Origin of the sequence: Synechococcus sp. CBW1006, from assembly GCF_015840525.1 — a bacterium.
GTDB lineage: Bacteria > Cyanobacteriota > Cyanobacteriia > PCC-6307 > Cyanobiaceae > CBW1002.
This window is the reverse complement of the sequence record NZ_CP060396.1, coordinates 1,544,324-1,567,267: the sequence shown is the minus strand read 5'-3', so window position 1 is coordinate 1,567,267 and position 22,944 is coordinate 1,544,324. Positions and strand designations below refer to the sequence as shown.

Here is a 22,944-nt window from a genome sequence, read left to right as displayed (position 1 = left end):
GCGGAACGTCCGGGCATGGCCCTGGTGGGCTGTGGCAGTGCCCTGCCGGCAGCCAGTGTCAGCAATGCCGCGCTGAGCGAGCGGGTCGACACCAATGATGCCTGGATCCGCTCCCGCACCGGCATCGGCTCTCGGCGGGTCGCTGGCCCCGATGAAACCCTCACCAGCCTGGCCGCAGAGGCCTGCACCCACGCCCTTGCCCATGCCGGCTGGAGCCCGGAAAGCCTGGATCTGATCCTGCTGGCCACCTCCAGTCCCGACGACCTGTTCGGCACCGCTCCTCGCATCCAGGCCTGCCTGGGCGCTCGGAATGCCGTGGCCTTCGATCTCACGGCCGCCTGCAGCGGCTTCCTCTTCGCCCTGATCACCGCGGCCCAGTACATCGCCGGCGGCAGTGTGCGTCGGGCCCTGGTGATCGGCGCTGACCAGCTCAGCCGCTGGGTGGACTGGGATGACCGCCGGACCTGCGTGCTGTTCGGGGATGGGGCCGCAGCCGTGGCCGTGGAGGCCTGCGATGCCGACGCCAACGGATTGCTGGGCTTTCGCATGCGCTCCGATGGCAGCCGCAACGGCTGCCTCACCCTCGCCCAGACCGATCAACGCCAGGCCCTGCTCGGCAATCTCTCGGCCCAGCGCGGCGGCTTCGCGCCGATCCACATGAACGGCCAGGAGGTCTACAAGTTCGCCGTGCGGGAAGTGCCCGCCGTGCTGGCTGAGGTGCTGGAGGCCTGTGGCACCGAGGCCAACCAGCTCGACTGGTTGCTGCTGCATCAGGCCAACCAACGCATTCTCGATGCGGTGGCCGAGCGCTTCAAGGTGCCTCCGGAACGGGTGCTCAGCAACCTGGCCAGCTATGGCAACACCTCAGCCGCAACAATTCCGCTGATGCTTGATGAAGCCGTGCGCGATGGTCGTGTCAAGCCCGGTCACCGGCTGGCCAGCAGTGGCTTCGGTGCCGGGCTCAGCTGGGGCGGGGCCCTGCTGCGCTGGAGCGGTCCCCAGGGCTGAGCCCGGTCACCTCGGGGTCACACCGCTGCGGCTCGCCTGCAGGCGGCAGCCCTGGTTTGGTTCTCGGTGAACAGCACCGCCGTAATCTCCTGCCGATCGCACGCGCAGCAACGGCATGGGTATTGCCTGGGTGTTTCCTGGCCAGGGTTCCCAGAAGGTGGGGATGGCCGATGGGGTTCTGGATCTGGCCGGCGCCCGCGAGCGCTTCGGGCAGGCCTCGGAGCTGCTGGGCCGCGACCTGCTGGCGATCTGCCAGGGGCAGGAGGAGAGCCGCTATGGAGTTCTCGGAGACCTGAACCGAACCCGCAACACCCAGCTGGCCCTGTTCGTTGTTGAAAGCCTTCTGGTCGACGAGCTCAGGCGCCAGGGACGCACAGCCCAGTTGGTCTCTGGGCACAGTCTTGGTGAGTTCGTTGGCCTCTATGCCGCCGGGGTACTGGATGCGCATACGGCGTTGGTACTCATCCTGAAGCGAAGTGTGCTGATGGCGGCGGCAAGGGGCGGCGCCATGACTGCGGTGATGGGCTTCGATCGCAATCAGCTCAACGACCTGGTGGCCGCCACCGATGGGGTGGTGATCGCCAACGACAACAGCAGTGCCCAGGTTGTCCTCTCCGGCAGCCCCGAGGCCGTGGCTGCGGTGTGCGCAGCGCTGCAGTGCAAGCGCGCCATCCCGCTGGCGGTGAGCGGGGCCTTCCATTCCCCCTTCATGGCTGAGGCGGCCGAGGCCTTCGCCGCTGAGCTGGAGGCCGTGCCGTTCGCCGATGCCACGATTCCGGTGCTCAGCAACACCGATCCCACGCCGGAAACCCGGGGAGAGGTGCTCAAGGCGCGGCTCACCCGCCAGATGACGACCGGCGTGCGCTGGCGCGAAACCATGGATTGCTTCGTGGCCGAGGCGATCAGCACAGCGGTGGAAATCGGCCCGGGCAATTTGCTCAGCGGCCTGATCAAGCGGAGCTGCAGCGGCATCACCACCAGCCAGATCGCTTCCGCCGCTGACCTGGGCCTGTGAGCACCCCAGCCCCACCCTCCGGGCCTCGGCAAGGCAGCGGTGCCGACGAGCAAGAGCGGCCCGTCGGCGCTAACCGCCCCGGATCCCGCTCCGTCCAGGCGGTGAAGCGGGTCCTGCGGCGGCGGCGCAAACCTGCCGAGCCTCCGGCACTGCTCAGCACCCCGAAACCCAGCCTCACCTATCGGCTGATCAGCTACCTGCTGGTGTTTCCGATCTACCGGCTGCTGTTCCGGGGCCGCACCGCCGGCAACACCAATGTGCCCCTGGAAGGGGCGTTGGTGGTGGTGGCGAACCACGGATCCCATCTCGACCCGCCGCTGCTCGGCCATGCCCTGGGACGCCCCGTCGCCTTCATGGCGAAAGCGGAGCTGTTCCGGGTGCCGCTGCTGGGGCCGATCATCCGGGCCTGTGGCGCCTACCCGGTGGCCCGTGGCGCCAGCGACCGCGAAGCGATCCGCACCGCCACCGACCGGTTGCTGCAGGGCTGGGCCACGGGGGTGTTTCTGGATGGCACCCGTCAAGCGGATGGGCGCGTCAACGAGCCCCAGCCCGGTGCCGCCCTTCTGGCCGCCCGGGCGGGGGTGCCGCTGCTGCCGGTGGCGATCGTGAACAGCCACCGGGCCCTCGGTACCGGTAGGCAACGCCTGCGCCTGGTGCCGATCCACATCCGCATCGGCACGCCGATTCCGCCACCGGCTTCGCGCCGCCGCCCCGATCTGGACGCCACCACCCGGGCCTGCCAGGAGCAGATCAATGCTCTGCTCGATCAGGGAATGCTCAGCGGCGCTCCAGCCGCGCCCCAGCTCGCTCCAGCCACGGGCTCAGATGGTCTGCCGCCCAACCCCTGATGTCATGGCCGCTCACCACCCAGAGCGCCGCCCTTAGCCCATCTCCCCAGACCTTGCTGCGGCCCTCAGGACGGCAGTGGTGGCCGCAGGGCACAGCCACGGGAGTGAGCTGGATGCCACGGCTGCCGGCCACGATCCGGCCCACCAGCAGGGCCCGGTCCATGTGGTCGCTGCTGGTCACCAGCAGGGCGTGGCGGATGCGCGAGCGACGCAGATCATCCACCAGGGAGGTGAAGTTGGAGAGGGTGTCGCGGGCGCGGTAGTCGAGCTTGACCCGATCCCGCGGCAATCCCTCCCGTTGCTCGAACAGCCAGTGGGCATATTCGGGATTGGTGCCGCCGCTCACCACCACCGGCAGTCCATCGCGGCGGGCCAGGCGGGCCGCGACCTGTTCGCGCTCCGCATCGCCGCCCAGCACCAGGATCATCTGCGGCTGCGGTGGCGTCGGCCACCACCAGCCGCGGGACAGCCAGAGCAGGCCGCTGCCCAGCACCAGCGGCAGCACCAGCCTGCCCAGTCCCCGCCGGGCCGGAGGGCGACGTGTCTGTTGCTGGGGCACCGGCCGGCCCGTGGGCCCTGGGAGTGGACCGGCGCTGCGCGGCGGTGGCCCTGACGATCGGCGCTGGGGTCGGCGGCGCCGGGAGGGCGGAGGGTCGCTGGGGGTTGCCGCCATCAGAGCCCCTCCACCGGGCTGGTGGGATACAGCGGCAGCACCGGCTGCCAAGGAGCGGGCCGATCGGCCGCCGCCGCTGCCTGGCAGCGGACCAGCAGCAGCTCGGCATCGGCGGGAAGAACCGGCACGGCCGACAGCAGCGGCGCCGCCGCCAGCTCAGCCAGCTGCTCAGACTTGCCGTAGAGGCGTGGGGTCAGCCGTTCGATCACGCCAGCGGTCTGGATGGGATCGGCGGCATAGAGGCCCGCCACCAGGCCACGGCGCGGCAGCTCCTGCACCAGCCAGAAAGGACCCGTGGCAGGAGCTGCCCCATCGCCCAGCAGACGTTGGGCGATCAGCGCGAAGCTGCCCACGCCATCCAGGGGGACCGCCAGCTGCTGGGCCAGAGTGCGGGCCAGCACCACCGAGAGGCGCGTGCCGGTGAAACCACCAGGACCTGTCGCCACGGCCAGGCGCGCAAGCCGTGACCATTGGCTGGCCGGCAGCACCGCCTCCACACACTCGAGCAGTTGATTGGAGAGCGAGCGCCCCAGGGGAAAGGCGCGGGACTGAAGAGACCCGCCGCCCCCCAGGGGCTGGGCCGCCACACCGAAGGTGTCGCTGCTGCTGTGCAGCGCCAGGACCCAGGGAACGGCACTCCCGTTGGCCTGGGAAACCGTGGCCGGCGAGGGATCGGGGGAGGGAGAGGGCTCACTCATGCGGGCAGCTTCTCGCCCGGCCGCAACCGATGCCAACGCCCCGGCTCCGCCTGGAAACTGTCACATCCGCGCACGTCCCACTCCACCCCCACCCCTCCGCCCTCCAGCTCACGCACCTGCACGTGAATGCGTGGCTGCTGGGGCCTGATGTCCGGGGTGGCGCTGAGGTGGGGCACACCATGCTGCCGCTCCACTGCGTGGTAGGCCTGGCAGCGGTCCACCCAGTGGCAATCCACACAGATGCACATGCTGCACGGACCGGATCCAACAGACATTCTGGCCGAAGAGGCTGAGGCGGCGGCGCAGTTGCGTCAGAGGCTGGCCGTGGACCAGTGGCCGCTCTCCATCGACCACCTTCCGGCCGATGCCGCCCTGGTGGGTGGGGCTGTGCGGGATGGGCTTCTGGATCGCCTGGCGGATCGCCCCGATCTCGATCTGGTGGTCGCGGAGGATGCGATCGAGCTCTGCCGCCGCCTGGCCCGCCGCCACGGCGGCAGTTGCGTGGTGCTGGACGAGCAGCGCAGCATCGCCCGCCTGGTGCTGCGGGGCTGGACGGTGGACCTGGCTCGCCGCTGCGGCACCGATCTGGCCAGCGATCTGCGCCGCCGCGACTACACGATCAATGCCATCGCCCTGCCACTGGAAGCCGGCGCCTCTCTTCTGGATCCCACCGGAGGCCTGGCGGATCTGCGCCAGCGGCAGCTGGTGGCCGTGAGCGAGGCCAACCTGCTTGACGATCCGCTGCGTCTGCTGCGGGGGGTGCGGCTGGCGGCAGAACTGGAGTTTCGCCTGTCCGCCACCACCCGTCGCTGGCTGGCGGCCCACCATCACCGCCTGGCCAGCGTGGCCTGCGAACGGGTTCTGACGGAACTGGAGAAACTGGCGGCGGCACCAGCCGGCCACAGAGGCCTGATCACCGCGATGGAGCTGCAGCTGCTGCAACCCTGGCAAGCCGATGCAGCGGGCGCGGCCAGGCTCACGGGCCTGGATGAGGAAGGGGCGGTTGCCCGGGGTTTGAACCGGGAGGAACGGGGCTGGGCCTTACCCCTGGCGCGGCTGGCGGCCCTGCTGGATGGCGGGGCTGTGGCGCGGCTGCACGGCAGTCGCCGGTTACAGCAGCGCTGTGAGCGCCTGAATCGCTGGCGCGTCGCTTTGGAGGCCCGCAGCGCCGGGAAGGGCTGCGGCAGTCTGAAGACCTTGCAGGAACCCGAACGCCTGCGGCTGCACCAGGAGCTGGAGGAGGCACTTCCGGCGCTGCTGCTGCTCCTGCCTGAGGCCACGGCTCGCCAGGCCATGGAGCGCTGGCACGACCCGCACGACCCCCTGTTTCACCCCCGCCCGCCGATCGATGGGCGCCAGCTGCAGGAGCTGCTGGCGATCCCCGCTGGGCCACGGCTGGGGGAATTGCTGGCCTTCCTCACCCGCGAGAGGGCCTATCAGCGGTTGCCAGAAGCGTCACAACAGAGCACCAGCGGGTTGGATCCGCAATCTGCTGCGGCAGCCGAACCGATCGTGCAGCTGGCGCGGAAATGGTGGCAACAGGCCGAGGCAGGTGAGGAAGGCCGTAGGGCTGCGGACCGGCGACATGATTAACTTTGAAATGCAAAGGCGTGTACCAGAGGTTTCTCCTCGCCTGCTGAAGCTTTCCTCCTATCCCCTTCCCTCCTCCCATGAGCGTTCGTCTCTACATCGGCAATCTGCCGGAAGCTTTTGATGCAAAAGAGCTCGACGCTCTGCTCGCGAACGTTGGCAAGGGGATTCGTTTCAAGTCCGTCACCGACCGCGACACCGGCGCCAGCCGGGGCTTCGGCTTCGCCAACGTGGACGACCCGAAGCTGGCCGATGCCCTGATCGAGCAGCTCAACGGCAAGGAGTTCGGCGGCAGCACCCTCCGCATTGAGATCTCCGAGCGTCGTGACGCCCGCCCCACCGGTGCCGCCGGCAGTCGCGTCGGTGCAGCACCCACGGCCGCCCGCAAGGCAATCAACAAGGTGGTGCACGCCGACAGCGTCGATGCCGAAGCTCCCGATCCCCGCTGGGCCGGCGAGCTCTCGAAGCTGAAGGACCTGCTCGGCAAACAGACTGCTGCCGTCTGATCCAGCAACGATCGCAGGGCTGCTGCCTCCCGGCACTAGCCCTGCGGCACATGCGTCGCCACCATCGACGTGCCGCAGGATTCAGAGGCCAATCAGGAAAATCTAAATACCATCGTGCCAATCACCGGCTGCCCTCGGAAGCCTACTGACCACGCAAACCTTGCATGATCAGACGGCAGCTGTTTGTGGTTGTCGGCCTGAGTCCCGGACGTCTTCTTCTTTGCGTGCGAGGGTGGGTCAGGTTGTGAGATCGGACCTGCGCCTTCTCAACAACACCGACAGAATCAGGTGTATGGCGGCTGGGCTGGTCAATCCATGACAAGTGGGGCATCCAGCGTGAGCGACAGTCCCTTTCCCAAGACATGGGAGGCCCAGTGGAACTGGCGGGGCCAGCCAGTGAGTTATGTGATCTGCCGAGCAGGTGAGAAAAGACCGGCTCCAGGTGATTTCATCAGGAGAGAAGCCGGAGATCGGCCGGCGGCTGTACTGATCCACGGGTTCGGGGCTTGCAAGGAGCACTGGCGCCACAACCTTGCAGCTCTGGCCGTCCATCACGACGTCTACGCCATTGACCTGCTTGGATTCGGAGCCAGTGGCAAGCCTCGCTCCCGCCTTGTCGGGGAATCGGCTGAAGACGGCGATTGTGTCTATGGCCTTGAACTCTGGGCGGAACAGGTCTCCGCCTTCATCACGGAAGTCGTGCGTACTCCAACCACCCTGGTGGGCAACTCAATCGGTGGAGTGGTGGCTCTGCGCTGTGCCGCTCTGATGGAACAGGAAGGACGTCCCGCCCGACAGGTGCTGCTGGTGGACTGCGCTCAGCGAGCTCTTGATGACAAGCTCCTGGCGGATCAGCCGCCTCTGAGTCGTTATAGCCGTTCTCTGCTGAAAGCCCTTGTTCGGCAACGATGGCTCACCCAATGGCTGTTTCGGCAGCTCAGCCAAGCCCGCGTGATCCGAAAGGTGCTGAAGCGGGCCTATCCAAGCGGAGCCAATGTTGACGACCAGCTGGTATCGCTACTGCTGGGCCCCACCCAGAAGACCGGAGCTGACGAAGCCTTCCGAGGCTTCATCAACCTCTTCGACGATCACCTCGCGCCGGATCTGCTCGCAGCACTGACCACCCCCGTTCGCATGGTGTGGGGCGAAGCAGATCCCTGGGAACCGGTATCCGAAGCCAGACGCTGGCAACAGTTCGCCTGTGTGAAAGCACTCCATGTCCTCCGTGGCCTAGGCCATTGCCCCCACGATGAGGCTCCTGAACTAGTCAATCCGATCTTGCTCCGGGCCCTCTCGCAGGACGTCACAGGAACAGGCCTGTCCTGCTGATCCACGATCCGGCAAGGCCCTCACCACGGCTGCATCTCTTCCCGGGCACTGATCTTGTCTTCGCTGTGGAGAAGCTCACCAAGCAGGTGCGCTGCAGCTCTCAGATGGTGGGTCGGCATCGGACCTGGCCTGAGGTCAACCACGGCGAGGAGTACCGCGCTGAAACCACTGGCAAGACTCGAAGCCATCATGACGATGGCGAGACTTTCCCTACCGTGTTATCGAGCCTGGGCGATCACAAAGGAGAGCGGCAGATCCAGCAGCTTGCCCACCCGTGGAACATAGGCCCGCTTATTGAAGACATCGTAATCGTGGCGCTCAATCACATCGAGAATGCCGCGATAGAGGCGCAGCGAGGCCCACACCGGCCAGCGGGCATCGGGAGCCAGCCAGCGGACCCCTTCCTCGGAGCGGGCAAACCAGTCACGGGCCCGCTGCAGTTGAAAGCGCATCAGGGCTCGCCAGTTCTCGCTCAGGTGGCCAGCCATCAGGTCGGTCTCGGAATAGCCGAATTTGTTGAGATCTTCCTGGGGCAAATAGATGCGACCCCGGCCACGATCCTCGCCAACATCGCGGAGAATGTTGGTGAGCTGATTGGCAATCCCCAGGGCCACCGCTGCTTGGGAGGTGTCGGGCCGCTCGCTCCAGGGAGCCGTGGTGTAGGCCGGATCCAGGCCCATCACCTCCTGCGTCATCAGCCCAACGGTTCCAGCGACCCGGTAGCAGTAGAGCTTCAGATCAGAAAAGGTGGCATAGCGATGCTGAAACAGATCCATCCGCTGCCCCTCGATCATGTCGAGATAGGGCTGCAGCGGCTGGGGATAGCGCTCCAGCGTGTCGGCCATCACCCGATCCAGTCCGTCCTTCACCTGCCCTGCAAACAGGGCGCGGGTGCGCTCTTCCCAGCGATCGAGCCGTTCTGCCAGCTGGGCTACAGGCAGATCCTGCGCCTGGGGGCTGTCCATCAATTCATCGGTGCGGCGGCACCAGACGTAAATCGCCCAGATGGCCCGACGCTTGGCCGCGGGCATCAGCAGGGTGCCCAGATAAAAGGTCTTGGCCCACTGGGCTGTTTCCTGGCGGCACTGGTCATAGGCCTCCTCCAGGGATGGGAGGAGAGCAGTGGAGGTGGCAGGGGTGGCGGCCAGCACGCTCAGACCGCCGTCAGGGTGGACTGGGGGACGGGCTGGGCGGATGAGGCGGGACCGAATCTGCGATCCACCGCCTCGGCGCAGAGCTTGCCGCTGAGCACGGCACCCTCCATGGAGGCAAGATAGCGCTGCATCGTGTAATCGCCGGCCAGGAAAAAGTTGGTGATCGGTGACTCCTGGCTAGGACGCAGTTTCTGGCAACCGGGAACGGTCTTGTAGACAGACAGGGGCGTCTTCACCACCTTCGATTTACGCAGCTGGGCCTGGTCCTCACCGCTGAAATGCTGCGGGAAGAGGCGTTTGAGTTCCTCGAGGGTGGCGGCAATGATGGCGTCGTCGCTGCGGCCGATCCAGTCTTTGGCTGGGGCGAACACGAGCTCCAGCATGGAACGGTCGGGGTCTTCGTATTCGCGACAGGTGTTGCTCATGTCTGCATAGACGCTGAGCAGTTCACTGCGACTGAACAGCAGGTGGTCGATGTCTGTGAGCTTGCGATCGAACCAGAGATGGATATTGATCACTGGCACGCCGTTGAGCCCTTCCAGCTTGCTGAAATACGGCAGCTCCCTCCAGGACTCGGGCAGCAGCAGCTTCAGCGGATCCACCGGCAGGGCGCTCACATAGGCATCGGCCACCACCTGTTGGCCTTCCTTGCCCTTGATGCCAGCGAGGCGGAAGCTGCTGACGCTGCCATCAGCGGCAAGCTCAATGGCCCGCAGAGGGCTGTTGAGATGCACCTCTCCGCCTCTGGCCGTGATGTAATCCACGATCGGCTGGCAGAGGCGCTGGGGCGGATTGCCATCGAGGAAGGCCATCTTGGAACCATCGCCCTCCTGGAGGAAACGGTTCAGGGCGGTGAGAACGACGGTGCTGGAAATCTCATCAGGATCGATGAAGTTGAGCGCCTTGCTCATGGCGATAAAAACTTCGTCGTTCACACGTTCTGGAATGTTGTGCAGTTGCAACCACTCAGTCCAGGAGTATTGGTCACAGGCTTCCACGTAGTCTTGGCCGCGCAGCATGGCGGGGACCAGTCCGAGGCCGAAGGCGATTTTCTCAGGCCAGGTGAGCATGTCGTTGTTGCCCAGAATCGCCGCCACTCCGTTGAACGGGGCCGGCAGGTCTGGAAAGTCGAAGCGGCTGTAGGTGCCGGGTACGTCCTTCTGGTTGAAGATCATCGAGTGGCTTTTCCACTGCAGCCGATCCTCGATATCGAGTTCCGCGAACAGCTGCCGCATGTTGCGGTAAGCCCCGAAGAAGATGTGAAGGCCTGTTTCGTACCAATCCCCCTCTTCGTCCTGCCAGGCGGCCACCTTGCCGCCGAGCACATCGCGGGCTTCATAGACCACCGGCGTATGGCCGGCGTCACAGAGGTACTTGGCGCACGACAACCCGGCAAGGCCCGCTCCGGCGATGGCGACGCGCATGAACCGACTCGAAAGTACGGGCAACCATAAAGGGAGCCCCCAGAGGTCGCGACCCGGCAGCTTCTCCTCGGCCAAGCCGGGCCCAGCCCCTGGCGCTGCCCACCCCCCGCAGCGCCCTGTCTGGCCCGGTTCCCGGTAGCGTTGACCCACTCCGTTCGGCTCGCCTGAGCCCCAGCACCGCCAGCTGATGGTTGAGATCCTGCTGAAATGCACCACCCGCCACATCCGCCTGTTCACGGCCCGGGTGGAGGACGGTGATCTGGTGTCCGACTCCGGGCATCTGACGCTGGATGTGGACCCCGACAACGAGTTTCTCTGGGAGGACGCCAGCCTCAGCCGGGTGCAGGACCAGTTCCGTGCCCTGGTGGAGCGTCATGCCGGTGACGACCTGACCGATTACACCCTGCGCCGCATCGGATCCGAGCTGGAAGGGTTGATCCAGCAGATGCTCCAGGCCGGCGCCATTCGCTACAACCCCCAGGCCCGCGTGCTCAATTACTCCATGGGACTGCCCCGCAGTCCCGAAGCCCTGTGACCCGCTCCTCCCGCGGCCGGGCTGCCTCCGATGCTGGCTACAGCCGCTACGACGGCCGTCCCAGAGGGCGGAGTGACCGGGAGATGGCTTACGAAACCGGTCGCTATGACCGAGGCGACAGCCGTTATGAGCGGGATGCCGGTAGACGGACGACAACCGCTGGCTACGGGGGTGGCGGCGGAAATCCAGGCGGGCGTGGTCCCGGCGGTGGTGGGCCCGGAGGGACCCCTGCCATTTCCCTGAACGTGCGCACGATCGCCATCCTGGCGGGAGTGCTGGTGGTGGGGATCGGCATCGGCAGCGCTGTGACCAGCACCACCCAGGGCAACCAGGGGAACATCGCCAGCAGCCAGCAGCTCGACATGGCCGTACCCGACCCGGAATTCTGCAAGCAGTGGGGTGCCAGCGCCTTCGTGATGGACATCGAGCTCTACACCACGATGAACCCGAGCAGCAGCTTCGTGACCCAGCCCACGCTGCAGCCCGGATGCGTGATCCGGCGGGAGAACTGGGCCGTGCTTCAGAAGGAGGGTGCCGTGACCGCCGAGCAGATGCGCCAGTGCAAGCAGCGCATGAACACCTTCGCCTACATCGGCTCGGTGCGTGACAAGCCAGTCGTTCGCTGTGTCTACCAGACCGACATCACCGGCAACAAATTCCAGACCCGTGGGATTGCCGGTGCCGCAGACGATGCCGTGGGCGTGACCCCGGAAGCTGATCAGTTCTGAGCCGGCTGGGCCTGCGCCAGGGGCTGGCGCAGGGGGCTGTCGGGGCTGGCGAACACCGGCAACACTTCCTTGCGGAAGGCATCGGAGGCCCGGGAGCAATACCGGGCCGGGTGGCTGATCAGCTTCAGCTGGCGCCGCACCAGCAGATCGGCCACCTGGGGCCGATGCAGACTGCCGGCAGCGAGTTCCCTCTCGATCGAGACCACCGGCAGAAACGCGGCCCCCAGGCCGCTCTGCACGGCGTTCTTGATCGCCTCGAAGGAGTTGAGTTCCATCTCGATCTTGAGCCGGCCCACATCAAGGCCGGACCGGGCCAGCAGCTGGTCCACCATCTTGCGGGTGGTGGACTGGGCATCCAGGCAGACGAAACCGAGACGGTAGAGGTCGTCCTTGGTGAGCTCCGGCAAACGCGACAGCGGATGCTTCACCGGCAGCACCAGCGCCAGTTCATCGCTGGCGTAGGGAAGAACCTGCAGTAACTCGTTCAGTTCAGGCGGCAGCTCGCCACCAATGATCGCCAGATCCACCTGGCCGTTGGCCACACTCCAGCCTGTTCGGCGGGTGCTGTGCACCTGCAGCTGCACGGCCACGTCCGGATACTTCTGCCGGAACAGCCCGATCATGCGCGGCATCAGGTAGGTGCCGGTCGTCTGGCTGGCGCCGACGATCAGGGATCCACCCCGCAGGTTGTGGAGATCATCAAGAGCGCGACAGGCCTCCTGACACTGGCTGAGGATCCGGTCGCAGTAGCTCAGCAGCAGGTGGCCCGCTTCGGTGAGCTGAGCCTTGCGCCCGCCCCGATCGAACAGCGACACATCCAGCTGCTTCTCCAGATTCTGGATCTGAAGGCTCACGGCCGGTTGTGTCACATAGAGGCTGTCGGCGGCCTTCTTGAAACTGCCCTCGCTGGCGATGGCCCGCAGGATGCGCAGCTGATCGAGGGTGAAGGGCAGATCAGCCATGGACGCAGCGGGCGTTTGGAGACAAGGCGGGAGCGCAGTGAAAACGTTGGCGGGAGAAGGGAGGTGTGTGATTCAGCCTCGTAAGTCCAGACTCTAGGTGGGCCGGCGGATGCCCAGAATTGCTGGCTTCGCAGTCGCCCGGCCCTTGCCTTCCCTGCTTGCCCCAGCCAGCCCCCACCACAGCAGCGTGGTGATGCTGGCCCTGCTCGTGGTGTTCGCCGTGCTGCACAGCGGTGGTGCCTCCCTGCGGGTGTGGGGGGTGGAGCGGATCGGCGAACGGGCCTGGCGCCTGCTGTTCGCCGGCGTGAGCATCCCGGCGGCGGTGGTGGTGATCGGCTACTTCCTGGCCCACCGCTATGACGGCCTGCGGCTCTGGAATCTGCAGGAGCAGCCCTGGATCGTGCCGCTGGTGTGGGGCGGCACCGCCATCAGCTTCCTCTTCCTCTACCCGGCCACCTACAACCTGCTGGAGATCCCGGCGGTGCTGAAGCCTCAGGTGCGGCTGTATGCCACCGGCATCATCCGGGTCAGCCGCCATCCCCAGGCGGTGGGGCAGGTGCTCTGGTGTGCCACCCACCTGCTCTGGATCGGCAGCAGCTTCATGGTGGTGACCTGCGCCGGCCTGATCGCCCACCACCTGTTCGCCATCTGGAATGGCGATCGGCGCCTGGCCCACCGCTTCGGCACCGCCTTCGAAGAGCTGCGGGACAGCACGTCAGTGCTGCCGTTCCGGGCGGTGCTGGATGGCCGTCAGCAGCTGATCTGGGCCGAATTCCTGCGCCCGGCCCAGCTGGGCATCGCCATCGCCATCGGCGTGTTCTGGTGGGCCCACCGCTTCATCGGCCTCGGCGCCGTCACCTTCTCGCGCACCGCCCTGGCCCATTGGCTGGGATGAGGCGGGGCGCCGGCGGGGCGGCGATGGTGGGCGCTCAGGCACACGAGCCGGTGGGAGCCAGGCGGGCTGCCTACACTCGCCAGCACCAGCCTGAGCAGGATGCCGTCAGCCGCTGAACTCGCCTGGTTGATTCCGGTGCTTCCCCTGTTGGGGGCCTGCGTCACCGGCCTCGGCCTGATCAGCTTCAACCGCACAGTGAATCGGTTGCGAAAACCGGTGGCCGTGCTGCTGATCAGCTGTGTCGGAGCCGCTGCTGTGCTCAGCTACGCCGTGCTGGCCCAGCAGCTCGCCGGAGCAGCACCCACCGAGGTGCTGTTCAACTGGGCCAGCGCCGGCACCTTCAATCTGCAGATGGGCTTCCGCGTCGATGCCCTCGGCGCGGTGATGCTGGCCCTGGTGACCACCATCGCCCTGCTGGTGATGGTCTATTCCGATGGCTACATGGCCCACGACAAGGGCTATGTGCGCTTCTTCACCTACCTGGCCCTGTTCAGCAGCTCAATGCTGGGCCTGGTGATCAGCCCGAACCTGCTGGAGATCTATGTCTTCTGGGAGCTGGTGGGCATGTGCTCCTACCTGCTGGTGGGCTTCTGGTACGACCGCGACGGCGCCGCCAATGCCGCCCAGAAGGCCTTCGTGGTGAACCGGGTCGGCGACTTCGGCCTGCTGCTCGGCATCCTCGGCCTGTTCTGGGCCACCGGCAGCTTCGGGTTCGAGGAGATCGGAGCACGGCTCAGCGAGGCCGTGGCCGGCGGCAGCCTCAGCACCGGTGTGGCCGTGATCCTCTGTCTGCTGGTGTTCATGGGGCCGATGGCCAAGTCGGCCCAGTTCCCCCTGCATGTGTGGCTGCCCGATGCCATGGAGGGCCCCACACCGATTTCGGCCCTGATCCATGCCGCCACCATGGTGGCCGCGGGCGTGTTTCTGGTGGCCCGGCTTCAGCCGGTGTACGAGCCCTTTGCCGCGGTGCAGGTCACGATCGCCGTGATCGGCACCATCACCCTCGTGCTGGGGGCTTCGATTGCCCTGACCCAGATGGACCTGAAGAAGGGTCTGGCCTACAGCACCGTCAGTCAGCTGGGCTACATGATGCTGGCGATGGGCTGCGGTGCTCCGGTCGCCGGCATGTTCCACCTGGTGACCCACGCCTTCTTCAAGGCGATGCTGTTCCTCGGCTCCGGCTCGGTGATCCATGCCATGGAAGAGGTGGTGGGCCACGAACCGGTGCTGGCCCAGGACATGCGCCTGATGGGCGGCCTGCGCAAATTCATGCCGATCACCAGCGCCACCTTCCTGATCGGCTGCGTGGCGATCAGCGGCATCCCTCCCTTGGCCGGCTTCTGGAGCAAGGACGAGATCCTCGGCCAGGCATTCGGCAGCTTCCCGCTGCTCTGGGTAGCCGGCTTCGTGACCGCCGGCATGACCGCCTTCTACATGTTCCGCCTTTACTTCCTCACCTTCGAAGGCGACTTCCGCGGAACCGACCAGACGATCCAGGCCCAGCTGCTTGCCGCCGCCGGAAAGTCCAGTGGTGGCGATGACGACCACGGCCACCACGCCAGCCACCCCCACGAATCCGGCTGGCAGATGGCGATGCCGCTGGCGGTCCTCGCCGTCCCCTCGGTGTTGATCGGCTTGCTCGGCACCCCCTGGAACAGTCGTTTTGCCGGCCTGCTCGATCCCCATGAAGCCGCTGAGATGGCCGAGCACTTCTCCTGGGCCGAGTTCCTGCCCCTGGCGGGCGCATCGGTGGCGATCTCGGTGGCAGGCATCTCCGTAGCGGTGCTGGCCTATGCGCTCCACAGGATCGATCTGGGCACGGCGGTGGCCGCACGCTTCCCCGCCCTCAATGCCTTCCTCGCCAACAAGTGGTACCTCGACGACATCAACGACAAGCTGTTCGTGCAGGGCAGCCGCAAACTGGCTCGCCAGGTGCTGGAGGTGGACGCCAAGGTGGTGGACGGTGTCGTGAACCTCACCGGCCTGCTCACCCTGGGCTCTGGGGAGGGTCTCAAATACTTCGAGACCGGTCGCGCCCAGTTCTATGCCCTGATCGTGTTCGGCGGTGTGATCGCCCTTGTGGTGCTGTTCGGATCCCTCGGTTGATCCTGACTGCGGTCTCACACTCTGTGTGACATCCCCCACCGCAGCTCTGGCGGGCGGTGGGCATTTCTACACTCCGACCTGACTTGACCTGCCCAGGACCTTGGCCTTTCCCTGGCTGAGCGCGTCGATCCTCTTCCCGATCGCCGCCGCGCTGCTTATCCCGTTCGTTCCCGATGAGGGCGATGGCCGCAGGGTGCGCTGGTACGCCCTGGGCATCGCCCTGATCACCTTCCTGCTCACGGTGGGGGGCTACCTGAACGGCTACGACCCTTCCGTGGCTGGCCTGCAGCTGGTGGAACGGGTGGAGTGGCTGCCCGATCTCGGTCTGGCCTGGTCCGTGGGGGCCGATGGCCTGTCGATGCCCCTGATCCTGCTGACCAGCTTCATCACCGCCCTGGCGGTGCTGGCGGCCTGGCCGGTGACCTTCAAACCGCGTCTGTTCTTCTTCCTGCTGCTGGCCATGGATGGCGGCCAGATCGCCGTGTTCGCGGTGCAGGACATGCTGCTCTTCTTCCTGGCCTGGGAGCTCGAGCTGCTTCCGGTGTACCTGCTGCTGGCCATCTGGGGCGGCAAGAAGCGCCAGTACGCCGCCACCAAGTTCATCCTTTACACCGCCGGCAGCTCCCTGTTCATTCTCCTGGCGGGGCTGGGCATGGCCTTCTACGGCGGCGGGGCCCCCACCTTCGAGTACACGAGCCTGGCAGCGAAGGGATTCGGCACCGGCTTCCAGGTTCTCTGTTACGCCGGCCTGCTGATTGCCTTCGGCGTGAAGCTACCGATCGTGCCGTTGCACACCTGGCTGCCGGATGCCCATGGAGAGGCCACGGCACCGGTCCACATGCTGCTGGCCGGCATCCTCCTGAAGATGGGCGGCTACGCCCTGCTGCGCTTCAACTGCCAGCTCCTGCCCGATGCCCATGTGCGGTTCGCGCCATTGCTGGTGGTGCTGGGGGTGGTGAACATCATCTATGCCGCGCTCACGTCGTTCGCCCAGCGCAACCTCAAGCGCAAGATCGCCTACAGCTCGATCAGCCACATGGGCTTCGTGCTGATCGGCATCGGCAGTGTCAGTGCCCTGGGAACCAGCGGGGCCATGCTCCAGATGGTCAGCCATGGCCTGATCGGCGCCAGCCTCTTCTTCCTGGTGGGTGCCACCTATGACCGCACCCACACCCTCCAGCTCGACGACATGGGTGGGGTGGGCCAGAAGATGCGCAAGATGTTCGCCCTCTGGACCGTCTGCTCGCTGGCCTCCCTGGCCCTGCCCGGCATGAGCGGCTTTGTGGCCGAACTGATGGTGTTCGTGGGCTTCGCCACCAGCGAGGTCTACTCGCTCAGCTTCCGCATCGTGATGGCTGTGCTCGCCGCCGTGGGCGTGATCCTCACGCCGATCTACCTGCTCTCGATGCTTCGGGAGATCTTCTTCGGCAAGGAGAACGCCGAGCTGGCCTCCCATAGCAATCTGGTGGATGCCGAGCCGCGGGAGATCTACGTGATCAGTTGCCTGTTGGTGCCGATCATCGGCATCGGCCTCTACCCGCGCCTGATGACCGACACCTACCGCGCCTCGATGGAGCAGCTTGTGGGACAGGAGGACAAGGCGATGGCGCACCTGCGGCAGGCCTCTGGTCTCCCCGGAGGCACTCCCCTGGCGCCTTTCCTGGCTGGCAGCGGAGTCCAAGCCCTGCTGCGCGCTCCTGCTGTGGGCTGACCCAGACCGATCTGCTCAGGCGTTCGTCCCCGCACGGCCTGCGTAAACAAAACCTGCGCTGGCCCAGTCCCTTCATCGGGCCTGCCCTGCTGTTCTTACGCTCCATCCGTTCATGGCCCAACCCTCTGTCTTGATCCGATGCGACAGCTGAACTTCCTGCTGATCTTCAGCTTCGGCCTGGCCACGGTGATGTTCACCCTCGAGAACACGGCCCCCACGACCGTGCACTTCCTGCCCGGCATCACCGCCACCCTGCCCCTGGCCGCCATGCTCCTCGTGGTCGGTGGGATCGGTGCCACCGCGGCCTGGGTGTTTGCGGTGTGGACAGGCGTGGTCAAGCAGGTGGAGCGCCTGCAGGAGCAGACCGAACGGGAAGCCCAGCAGGTGCGGATCCAGGAACTCGAAGATGACCTGCAGCGCTACCGCGCGGCGGTCGATGCCCAGCTCGGCCTGCTGCCTGCAGCCGGAGAGAGCTCCGCAGCAGCCGGCGAAACCTGAACTGAACCGGGAACAGACCCCTGGTGCAGCAGCTGCCCGACCGTTACGGTGCGGTGATTCTGCTTGGAGACCCGGGAGCGCGTGGCTGAAGCAGGCGCCAGGCTGGCCATCCGACTGCTCCAGGATGCAGCGATACGGGGAGAGCTCGACCCGTGGGATGTCGATGTGATTGCCGTGGTGGATGGATTCCTCGACCAGCTGCGCCAGCGCATCGGTGCCCCCCGTCTGGTGGTGGCCCGATCGGATGGGCGCCAGGGGGGGAGTTACGAACGTGATCTTGCCGAAACCAGCGAGGCATTCCTGGCGGCCTCCGTGCTGGTGAGTCTCAAGGCCGAAGTGCTGGAAGCCCTCACCTTCCCGCCCGAACCGATCGAAGAGTTGCTGGAAGCCCCCTGCGACGAGGGCGAAGATTCGGGATGGGGCACCATGATCGCCCTGCCGCGGCGGCCTGAACGCCACCTGCGCCGCCGTCCCGTGGCGCCTCCCCCCTTGCAGAGGCCCGTGACCCTGGGCGAACTGATCCGCCAGCTGGAGGACATCGCCGAACGCCTCGAACAGGAGGGGGAAGGGCGCCAGCGCCAGCGTTCCCGTAGCCGCCGGTTCAGCGACCGAGCGGCAATCGAACAGGTGGCCAACCTTGCCCACCGCGAGAAGCTGCCGGAGACCACCACCGGACTGCAGCGGTTCCTCAGCCATTGGCAGGCGGCTGAGGATTGGCTGGATTTCGAGGTGCTGGTTAGCGCCTGGGCGCGGGCCGTTCAACAGGATCCGGCCGGAGAGGATCTCGACTGTGATCGGGTGGGCGTGTTCTGGGCCCTGCTCTTCCTCTCCGCCCAGGGATCGGTGGAACTGGAGCAGCAGGGCGGCCTGTTCGGCCCCCTGCACCTGCGTCGCCTCGAACAGGTGCCAGCTCCCCTGCCGACCAGGGAGATCCTGGCTGCCTGACGCCTTTGACTAAGGTACGGGCTCTGATGGATGGGGACAGGCGCCAATGAAGGCGATGATCCTGGCGGCAGGGAAGGGCACACGGGTAAGGCCGATCACCCACATTCTGCCGAAGCCGATGATTCCGATCCTGCAGAAGCCGGTGATGGAATTCCTGCTGGAGCTGCTGCGTCAGCATGGCTTCGACGAAATCATGGTGAACGTCTCCCATCTAGCTGAGGAGATCGAGAACTATTTTCGTGATGGCCAACGCTTCGGCGTGCAGATTGCCTACAGCTTCGAAGGGAAGATTGAAGATGGAGAACTGATCGGCGATGCCCTCGGCTCAGCCGGAGGCCTCAAGAAGATTCAGAATTTCCAACCCTTCTTCGACGACACCTTCGTGGTGCTCTGCGGCGATGCTCTGATTGATCTCGATCTCAGCGAGGCGGTGCGTCGCCACCGTGAGAAGGGCGCCATGGCAAGCCTCGTCACCAAACGCGTTCCGAAGGAGCAGGTGAGCAGCTACGGCGTGGTGGTGACGGACCCTGATGGGCGCGTGCTGTCCTTCCAGGAGAAGCCGAGCCTGGAAGAAGCAGCTAGCGACATGATCAATACCGGCATTTATATATTTGAGCCGGAGGTCTTCGACTTCATTCCCGATACAACTCCCTTTGATATCGGCTCCGATCTTTTCCCAAGACTGGTTCAGGCAGGCGCTCCATTTTATGCCCTGCCCATGGATTTTGAGTGGGTGGACATCGGCAAGGTACCTGATTACTGGCAGGCGATCCGTAGCGTCCTGGAAGGCGAGGTCAGGCAAGTGCAGATTCCAGGCAAGGAAGTGCGCCCAGGGATCTATGCGGGCCTGAACGTTGCTGCAAACTGGGACAAGATCAATGTGAAAGGACCGATCTATGTCGGTGGGATGAGCCGCATTGAGGATGGGGTCACGATCATTGGTCCGGCGATGATCGGTCCCAGCTGTCACATCTGTGCTGGTGCCACGATCGACAATTCCATCATCTTCGATTACTCACGCATCGGTGCTGGCGTGCGCCTGGTCGACAAGCTCGTGTTCGGTCGTTACTGCGTCGATCGCAACGGCGATCACTTCGATCTGCAGGAAGCCGCCCTCGACTGGCTGATCACCGATGTCAGGCGTCAGGACCACAGCTCCCCTTCACCCCAGCAGAAGGCCATGGCCGACCTTCTCGGCACCGACCTGACCCTGTCCCAGAGGCCCTAAACCCGCCTGGCGAATGATCGCCGGAATGCGTTCCTCCGCCTTCACGGCCATCAGGTGAACGCCCTGGGCGATCGTGCTGAAGGCTCGCACCTGTTCCGCCGCAATCGCAATGCCCTCGGCTGCTGGATCGGCGGCATCGGCCAGGCGCTCGATCAGGTGCTGGGGAATCCTGGCCCCTGGCACCACCCGATTCACGAAGGCGGCGTTCCGCGCCGACTTGAGCAGGAACACCCCCGCCAGCACAGGCAGACCCAGGGGGGCGGCCAGTTCGTCCACGAACCGCCGTAAGGCGTCCGTCTCCATCACCATCTGGGTCTGCACGAAGCGGGCCCCAGCTTCCTGCTTGCGCTGCAGCCGGCTGCGCAGGCCACTCCAACTGGGTGACTGGGGATCGGCGGCGGCGCCTGCGAACAGCTGGGTCGGACCATCGGGCAGGCTGCCCTTGACAGGATCCTCTCCACTGTTGAGGAGGCTGACCAACTGCAGCAACCGCACCGATTCCAGTTCATTCACCGGCCTGGCTTCGGGCTGATCGCCGGCCCGCACCGGATCACCGGTGAGGCAGAGCACATTGCGGATTCCAAGGGCATGAGCACCGAGCAGATCCGCCTGCAGGGCGATGCGATTGCGATCGCGGCAGGCCACCTGCCAGATGGGCTCGATGCCGGCATCCAGCAGCAGACGGCACACCGCCAGGCTGCACATGCGCATCACCGCCCTGCTGCCATCGGTGACGTTGACGGCATGAACCAGACCCCGCAGAGCTCGCGCCGCCTCAAGGGTGCGTGTGCAATCGCCTCCACGCGGTGGCGTCACCTCGGCAGTGACAGCAAAATGACCCTGGGTGAGTGCCTGGTGGAGCTGCTGCAAGCCTTCGGAGGATCTCAGGCTCCCATCATGCGGCAGCGACCTGCGTACAGTGAGGTCTGAGCCTGGCAAGTACCGGAGCGGTCGGATGGAGTGGAGTCACAGACTGGGCCCACCGATGGCCGGGCTTTCAGAGCGGGAACTTGAGATTATTGAGCTGGTGGCGCAAGGCCTGACCAACCAGGAAATCGCCGATCGCCTGATGATCAGCAAGCGCACCGTAGATAATCACGTCAGCAATATCTTCACCAAGACAGGTGTGAAGAACCGGGTGGCCCTGCTCAACTGGGCCATGGACAACGGCAAGATCTGCCGCGACGGCTTCAATTGCTGTTCGCTGGATGGGACCGGACCGGAAGCTCGCCCACCAGGGAAACAAGGCTGAAACTCTCCACCTCAAAGCCGAACAGCTCTGCGTACGCCAGGCAATCCTCCAGATCACCAGAGACCCGCAACACACCTTGGTGGTCGTAGAGGCCGGTCACCGGCAGTCCCCCCTGAAAATGCTGATTTTCTTTCGACTTGGACACTACGGCACCGCCGGCCCTTGCTTGGCCGTTTGCGCCGCCGCGACTGATTGGAAAAACGTATCAATCGCTGCCGTTACGGCGACGTCGGCCCGAACTGAGGCCTAATCCAACGGCCCCAGCAGGGCGCCAAGCTCCGCAGTGGACCAGGAGTTCAGGGGATGGCGGGCCAGGGCTGCGTTGCTGAGGTCGTGGCGGCCTGTGATCTCGGGTCCGCACCAAGGCGGCACCACCACCTCGGTGCCGGCATCGGGCAGTTCAACTTCCGCCACCACCAGCGGAGCATTGGCCCCCTCAAACACATCCAGCACCCAGTCGCCCCCGGGCAGATCCAGGCCATAGCGGTGCTTGAGCACCTGGTTTGGCGCCTGGGCCAGCAGAGCCTCGCCATCCGCCCTCGGGATCGCGTATTCGAATTCCTGGCGGATCAAGGGAACGACGGTGGCAGCCTTGTCCGCTGGAACGTGCACGGCCTCCGATAACGGTGCCTCGGATGACACCGCTCCAGATGGCACCGCCGCCTTGAGGGTGAGCCAGGCGCGGTCCCCATCGGCGAGGCGCACCCGCAGGGTGAAGCCATCCTCCCGGCTCACCAGATACCCCTGGGCCAATTGCTCACTCCAGCGCACCCGCGTCCGCCATTGATCCCCACGCACAAGAAAGCGACGCTCGATTTCCAGGGCCATGGCTGCAGGGCGACGCCATGGCGCCGGATCGCTGCCGTCATTCTGGGCCGGCCTCAGTTGGGCCCGGCTTCGGCTCCATCGAGGCTGCCGGCCCAGTGGAGTTTGCGGGTGAGGGTGCGGTAGTAGGAGGGGCTCTGCTCAAGGATCACAAACAGGGCCGGGTGCGGACTGCGCTGCACGATGCAGCGATCGCCCGGCTCCAGTTCGGTGGCGTGGGCGCCGTCTTTCCAGAGCTTGACGCGGCGGCTGCTCTCCCCCAGGGGCCAGACGATCAGTCGCGCCCGCGGTGGCACGACCACCGCCCGGCTGGAAAGACTCATGGGGCAGATCGGCGTGATCACGATCGCCTCGATGCCCGGATGGAGGATTGGTCCACCCGCCGCCATGGCGTATCCCGTGGAACCGGTGGGGGTGGCGATGATCAGGCCATCGCCGCGGTACTGGTCCACCACCTCGCCGTCGATTTCCAGTTCGAGCACACAGGTGGGCGACAGCTCATCGAGGCAGGGTCGCAGGTAGAAATCGTTCAGGGCGCAGTGGGCTCCATCGCTGTCATCGCCCAGCAGCACCCCATCGCCGCGATCGACCTGGGCCTCCAGCATCAGGCGGCGCTCCAGGGCGAAACGGTCGTCGTGCAGGCGCTGCCAGAGGCTGTCCGCCGGATCGGACGGCTGGGCGCCACTGGCACTGAGCCGCATCAGCCGGGGATCATGGGTGAGGAAGCCCAGGTGCCCGCCCACGTTGAAGCTGAGGATCGGCACGTTGTGGCGGGCCAGATGGCGGGCAGCCCCGAGCACGGTGCCATCGCCGCCCAGCACCAGGGCCAGATCCGGCAGGCGTGGCTCCGTCGCCAGCAGGCCCGGGAAGGGATTGGAGGTGAGGCCGCTCACCGCGACGATCACGTCGACTCCGAGTGCCTTGAGATCGGCGACGCAGCGGCGAGCCTGCCGCTGGGAAGCCTGGCTGCCGGAGCGCACGATCAGCCAGACCCGTTCAATCAGCATGGCCGGG

At 65.8% G+C, this 22,944-nt stretch carries 24 protein-coding genes; 15 read left to right on the top strand and 9 right to left on the bottom strand.

Annotation, left to right across the window (positions count from 1 at the left end):
• The first annotated feature begins 15 nt into the window (after nucleotides 1–15).
• From H8F26_RS07475 to H8F26_RS07465, 3 genes are all read left to right on the top strand, one after another.
• On the top strand, nucleotides 16–1,008 hold the full coding sequence (locus tag H8F26_RS07475) for a beta-ketoacyl-ACP synthase III (RefSeq protein WP_197159053.1): 993 nt from the start codon (nucleotides 16–18) through the stop codon (nucleotides 1,006–1,008).
• A gap of 115 nt (nucleotides 1,009–1,123) precedes the next feature.
• Nucleotides 1,124–2,023, top strand: a complete 900-nt coding sequence (gene fabD / locus H8F26_RS07470; RefSeq protein ID WP_197158591.1) for an ACP S-malonyltransferase — start codon at nucleotides 1,124–1,126, stop codon at nucleotides 2,021–2,023.
• A gap of 113 nt (nucleotides 2,024–2,136) precedes the next feature.
• Nucleotides 2,137–2,871, top strand: a complete 735-nt coding sequence (locus H8F26_RS07465) for a lysophospholipid acyltransferase family protein (protein ID WP_370594693.1) — start codon at nucleotides 2,137–2,139, stop codon at nucleotides 2,869–2,871.
• Here H8F26_RS07465 and H8F26_RS07460 read toward each other — a convergent pair.
• From H8F26_RS07460 to H8F26_RS07450, 3 genes are read right to left on the bottom strand one after another with little or no spacing between them, the layout of a single operon-like run.
• Nucleotides 2,801–3,544, bottom strand: coding sequence for a YdcF family protein (locus tag H8F26_RS07460; RefSeq protein WP_197158590.1), 744 nt, complete (start codon nucleotides 3,542–3,544; stop codon nucleotides 2,801–2,803). The two genes, H8F26_RS07465 and H8F26_RS07460, sit on opposite strands and share 71 nt — an antisense overlap.
• Nucleotides 3,544–4,242 carry a tRNA (adenosine(37)-N6)-threonylcarbamoyltransferase complex dimerization subunit type 1 TsaB gene (tsaB, locus tag H8F26_RS07455; protein ID WP_197158589.1) on the bottom strand — a complete coding sequence of 233 codons (699 nt, stop codon included), beginning with the start codon at nucleotides 4,240–4,242 and terminating at the stop codon, nucleotides 3,544–3,546. The genes H8F26_RS07460 and tsaB overlap by 1 nt, the downstream gene beginning before the upstream one ends.
• A complete protein-coding gene (locus tag H8F26_RS07450; RefSeq protein WP_197158588.1) occupies nucleotides 4,239–4,490 on the bottom strand; it encodes a Ycf34 family protein in 252 nt (83 codons plus the stop codon). The genes tsaB and H8F26_RS07450 overlap by 4 nt, the downstream gene beginning before the upstream one ends.
• Here H8F26_RS07450 and H8F26_RS07445 point away from each other — a divergent pair.
• From H8F26_RS07445 to H8F26_RS07435, 3 genes are all read left to right on the top strand, one after another.
• Nucleotides 4,489–5,835: a CCA tRNA nucleotidyltransferase gene (locus tag H8F26_RS07445; protein WP_197158587.1), complete on the top strand. Its 1,347-nt coding sequence runs from the start codon at nucleotides 4,489–4,491 to the stop codon at nucleotides 5,833–5,835. The two genes, H8F26_RS07450 and H8F26_RS07445, sit on opposite strands and share 2 nt — an antisense overlap.
• 77 nt (nucleotides 5,836–5,912) lie before the next feature.
• A complete protein-coding gene (locus H8F26_RS07440; protein ID WP_197158586.1) occupies nucleotides 5,913–6,338 on the top strand; it encodes an RNA-binding protein in 426 nt (141 codons plus the stop codon).
• 336 nt (nucleotides 6,339–6,674) lie between these two features.
• A complete protein-coding gene (locus H8F26_RS07435; RefSeq protein ID WP_231605532.1) occupies nucleotides 6,675–7,667 on the top strand; it encodes an alpha/beta fold hydrolase in 993 nt (330 codons plus the stop codon).
• 218 nt (nucleotides 7,668–7,885) lie between these two features.
• Here H8F26_RS07435 and H8F26_RS07430 read toward each other — a convergent pair whose 3' ends face one another.
• Together H8F26_RS07430 and pds are read right to left on the bottom strand one after the other, a co-directional pair.
• Entirely contained in the window at nucleotides 7,886–8,818 is a 933-nt protein-coding gene (locus H8F26_RS07430; RefSeq protein ID WP_370594677.1) for a phytoene synthase, read from the bottom strand.
• A gap of 2 nt (nucleotides 8,819–8,820) precedes the next feature.
• Entirely contained in the window at nucleotides 8,821–10,245 is a 1,425-nt protein-coding gene (gene pds / locus H8F26_RS07425; RefSeq protein WP_197158584.1) for a 15-cis-phytoene desaturase, read from the bottom strand.
• A 187-nt stretch (nucleotides 10,246–10,432) separates the two neighbouring features.
• Between pds and ndhM the strand changes: the two genes are divergently transcribed.
• Together ndhM and H8F26_RS07415 are read left to right on the top strand one after the other, a co-directional pair.
• Nucleotides 10,433–10,780 (top strand): NAD(P)H-quinone oxidoreductase subunit M, encoded by a 348-nt coding sequence (gene ndhM / locus H8F26_RS07420; protein WP_197158583.1) that lies wholly within the window; start codon nucleotides 10,433–10,435, stop codon nucleotides 10,778–10,780.
• Between the two features lie 83 nt (nucleotides 10,781–10,863).
• Nucleotides 10,864–11,508: a DUF3172 domain-containing protein gene (locus H8F26_RS07415; protein WP_197159050.1), complete on the top strand. Its 645-nt coding sequence runs from the start codon at nucleotides 10,864–10,866 to the stop codon at nucleotides 11,506–11,508.
• Here the strand turns inward: H8F26_RS07415 and H8F26_RS07410 are convergent.
• Entirely contained in the window at nucleotides 11,499–12,470 is a 972-nt protein-coding gene (locus H8F26_RS07410) for a LysR family transcriptional regulator (protein ID WP_197158582.1), read from the bottom strand. The two genes, H8F26_RS07415 and H8F26_RS07410, sit on opposite strands and share 10 nt — an antisense overlap.
• 193 nt (nucleotides 12,471–12,663) lie before the next feature.
• Between H8F26_RS07410 and H8F26_RS07405 the strand changes: the two genes are divergently transcribed.
• The 6 genes from H8F26_RS07405 to H8F26_RS07380 all read left to right on the top strand — a co-directional run bounded on the left by H8F26_RS07405 (nucleotide 12,664) and on the right by H8F26_RS07380 (nucleotide 19,853).
• A complete protein-coding gene (locus H8F26_RS07405; RefSeq protein ID WP_231598214.1) occupies nucleotides 12,664–13,365 on the top strand; it encodes an NnrU family protein in 702 nt (233 codons plus the stop codon).
• A 99-nt stretch (nucleotides 13,366–13,464) separates the two neighbouring features.
• Nucleotides 13,465–15,471: an NAD(P)H-quinone oxidoreductase subunit 5 gene (locus H8F26_RS07400; RefSeq protein WP_197158580.1), complete on the top strand. Its 2,007-nt coding sequence runs from the start codon at nucleotides 13,465–13,467 to the stop codon at nucleotides 15,469–15,471.
• Between the two features lie 100 nt (nucleotides 15,472–15,571).
• A complete protein-coding gene (locus H8F26_RS07395) occupies nucleotides 15,572–17,182 on the top strand; it encodes an NAD(P)H-quinone oxidoreductase subunit 4 (RefSeq protein ID WP_197158579.1) in 1,611 nt (536 codons plus the stop codon).
• Nucleotides 17,183–17,320: 138 nt separating this feature from the next.
• Entirely contained in the window at nucleotides 17,321–17,680 is a 360-nt protein-coding gene (locus H8F26_RS07390; RefSeq protein ID WP_197158578.1) for a LapA family protein, read from the top strand.
• Between the two features lie 81 nt (nucleotides 17,681–17,761).
• Nucleotides 17,762–18,625 (top strand): segregation/condensation protein A, encoded by an 864-nt coding sequence (locus tag H8F26_RS07385; RefSeq protein ID WP_197158577.1) that lies wholly within the window; start codon nucleotides 17,762–17,764, stop codon nucleotides 18,623–18,625.
• A 46-nt stretch (nucleotides 18,626–18,671) separates the two neighbouring features.
• Nucleotides 18,672–19,853 carry an NDP-sugar synthase gene (locus H8F26_RS07380; RefSeq protein ID WP_197158576.1) on the top strand — a complete coding sequence of 394 codons (1,182 nt, stop codon included), beginning with the start codon at nucleotides 18,672–18,674 and terminating at the stop codon, nucleotides 19,851–19,853.
• On the opposite strand, the gene H8F26_RS07375 is transcribed toward H8F26_RS07380, so the two are convergent.
• Complete coding sequence (locus tag H8F26_RS07375; protein ID WP_197158575.1) at nucleotides 19,788–20,723, bottom strand: methylenetetrahydrofolate reductase; 936 nt, start codon at nucleotides 20,721–20,723, stop codon at nucleotides 19,788–19,790. The two genes, H8F26_RS07380 and H8F26_RS07375, sit on opposite strands and share 66 nt — an antisense overlap.
• A gap of 115 nt (nucleotides 20,724–20,838) precedes the next feature.
• Here H8F26_RS07375 and H8F26_RS07370 point away from each other — a divergent pair, with 115 nt between their 5' ends.
• Nucleotides 20,839–21,105, top strand: a complete 267-nt coding sequence (locus H8F26_RS07370) for a response regulator transcription factor (protein ID WP_231598049.1) — start codon at nucleotides 20,839–20,841, stop codon at nucleotides 21,103–21,105.
• A gap of 246 nt (nucleotides 21,106–21,351) precedes the next feature.
• Here the strand turns inward: H8F26_RS07370 and H8F26_RS07365 are convergent, their stop codons facing one another.
• Nucleotides 21,352–21,933 (bottom strand): CYTH domain-containing protein, encoded by a 582-nt coding sequence (locus H8F26_RS07365; RefSeq protein WP_197158573.1) that lies wholly within the window; start codon nucleotides 21,931–21,933, stop codon nucleotides 21,352–21,354.
• A 53-nt stretch (nucleotides 21,934–21,986) separates the two neighbouring features.
• Nucleotides 21,987–22,937 carry an NAD(+) kinase gene (locus tag H8F26_RS07360; RefSeq protein WP_197158572.1) on the bottom strand — a complete coding sequence of 317 codons (951 nt, stop codon included), beginning with the start codon at nucleotides 22,935–22,937 and terminating at the stop codon, nucleotides 21,987–21,989.
• Nucleotides 22,938–22,944 lie beyond the last annotated feature (7 nt).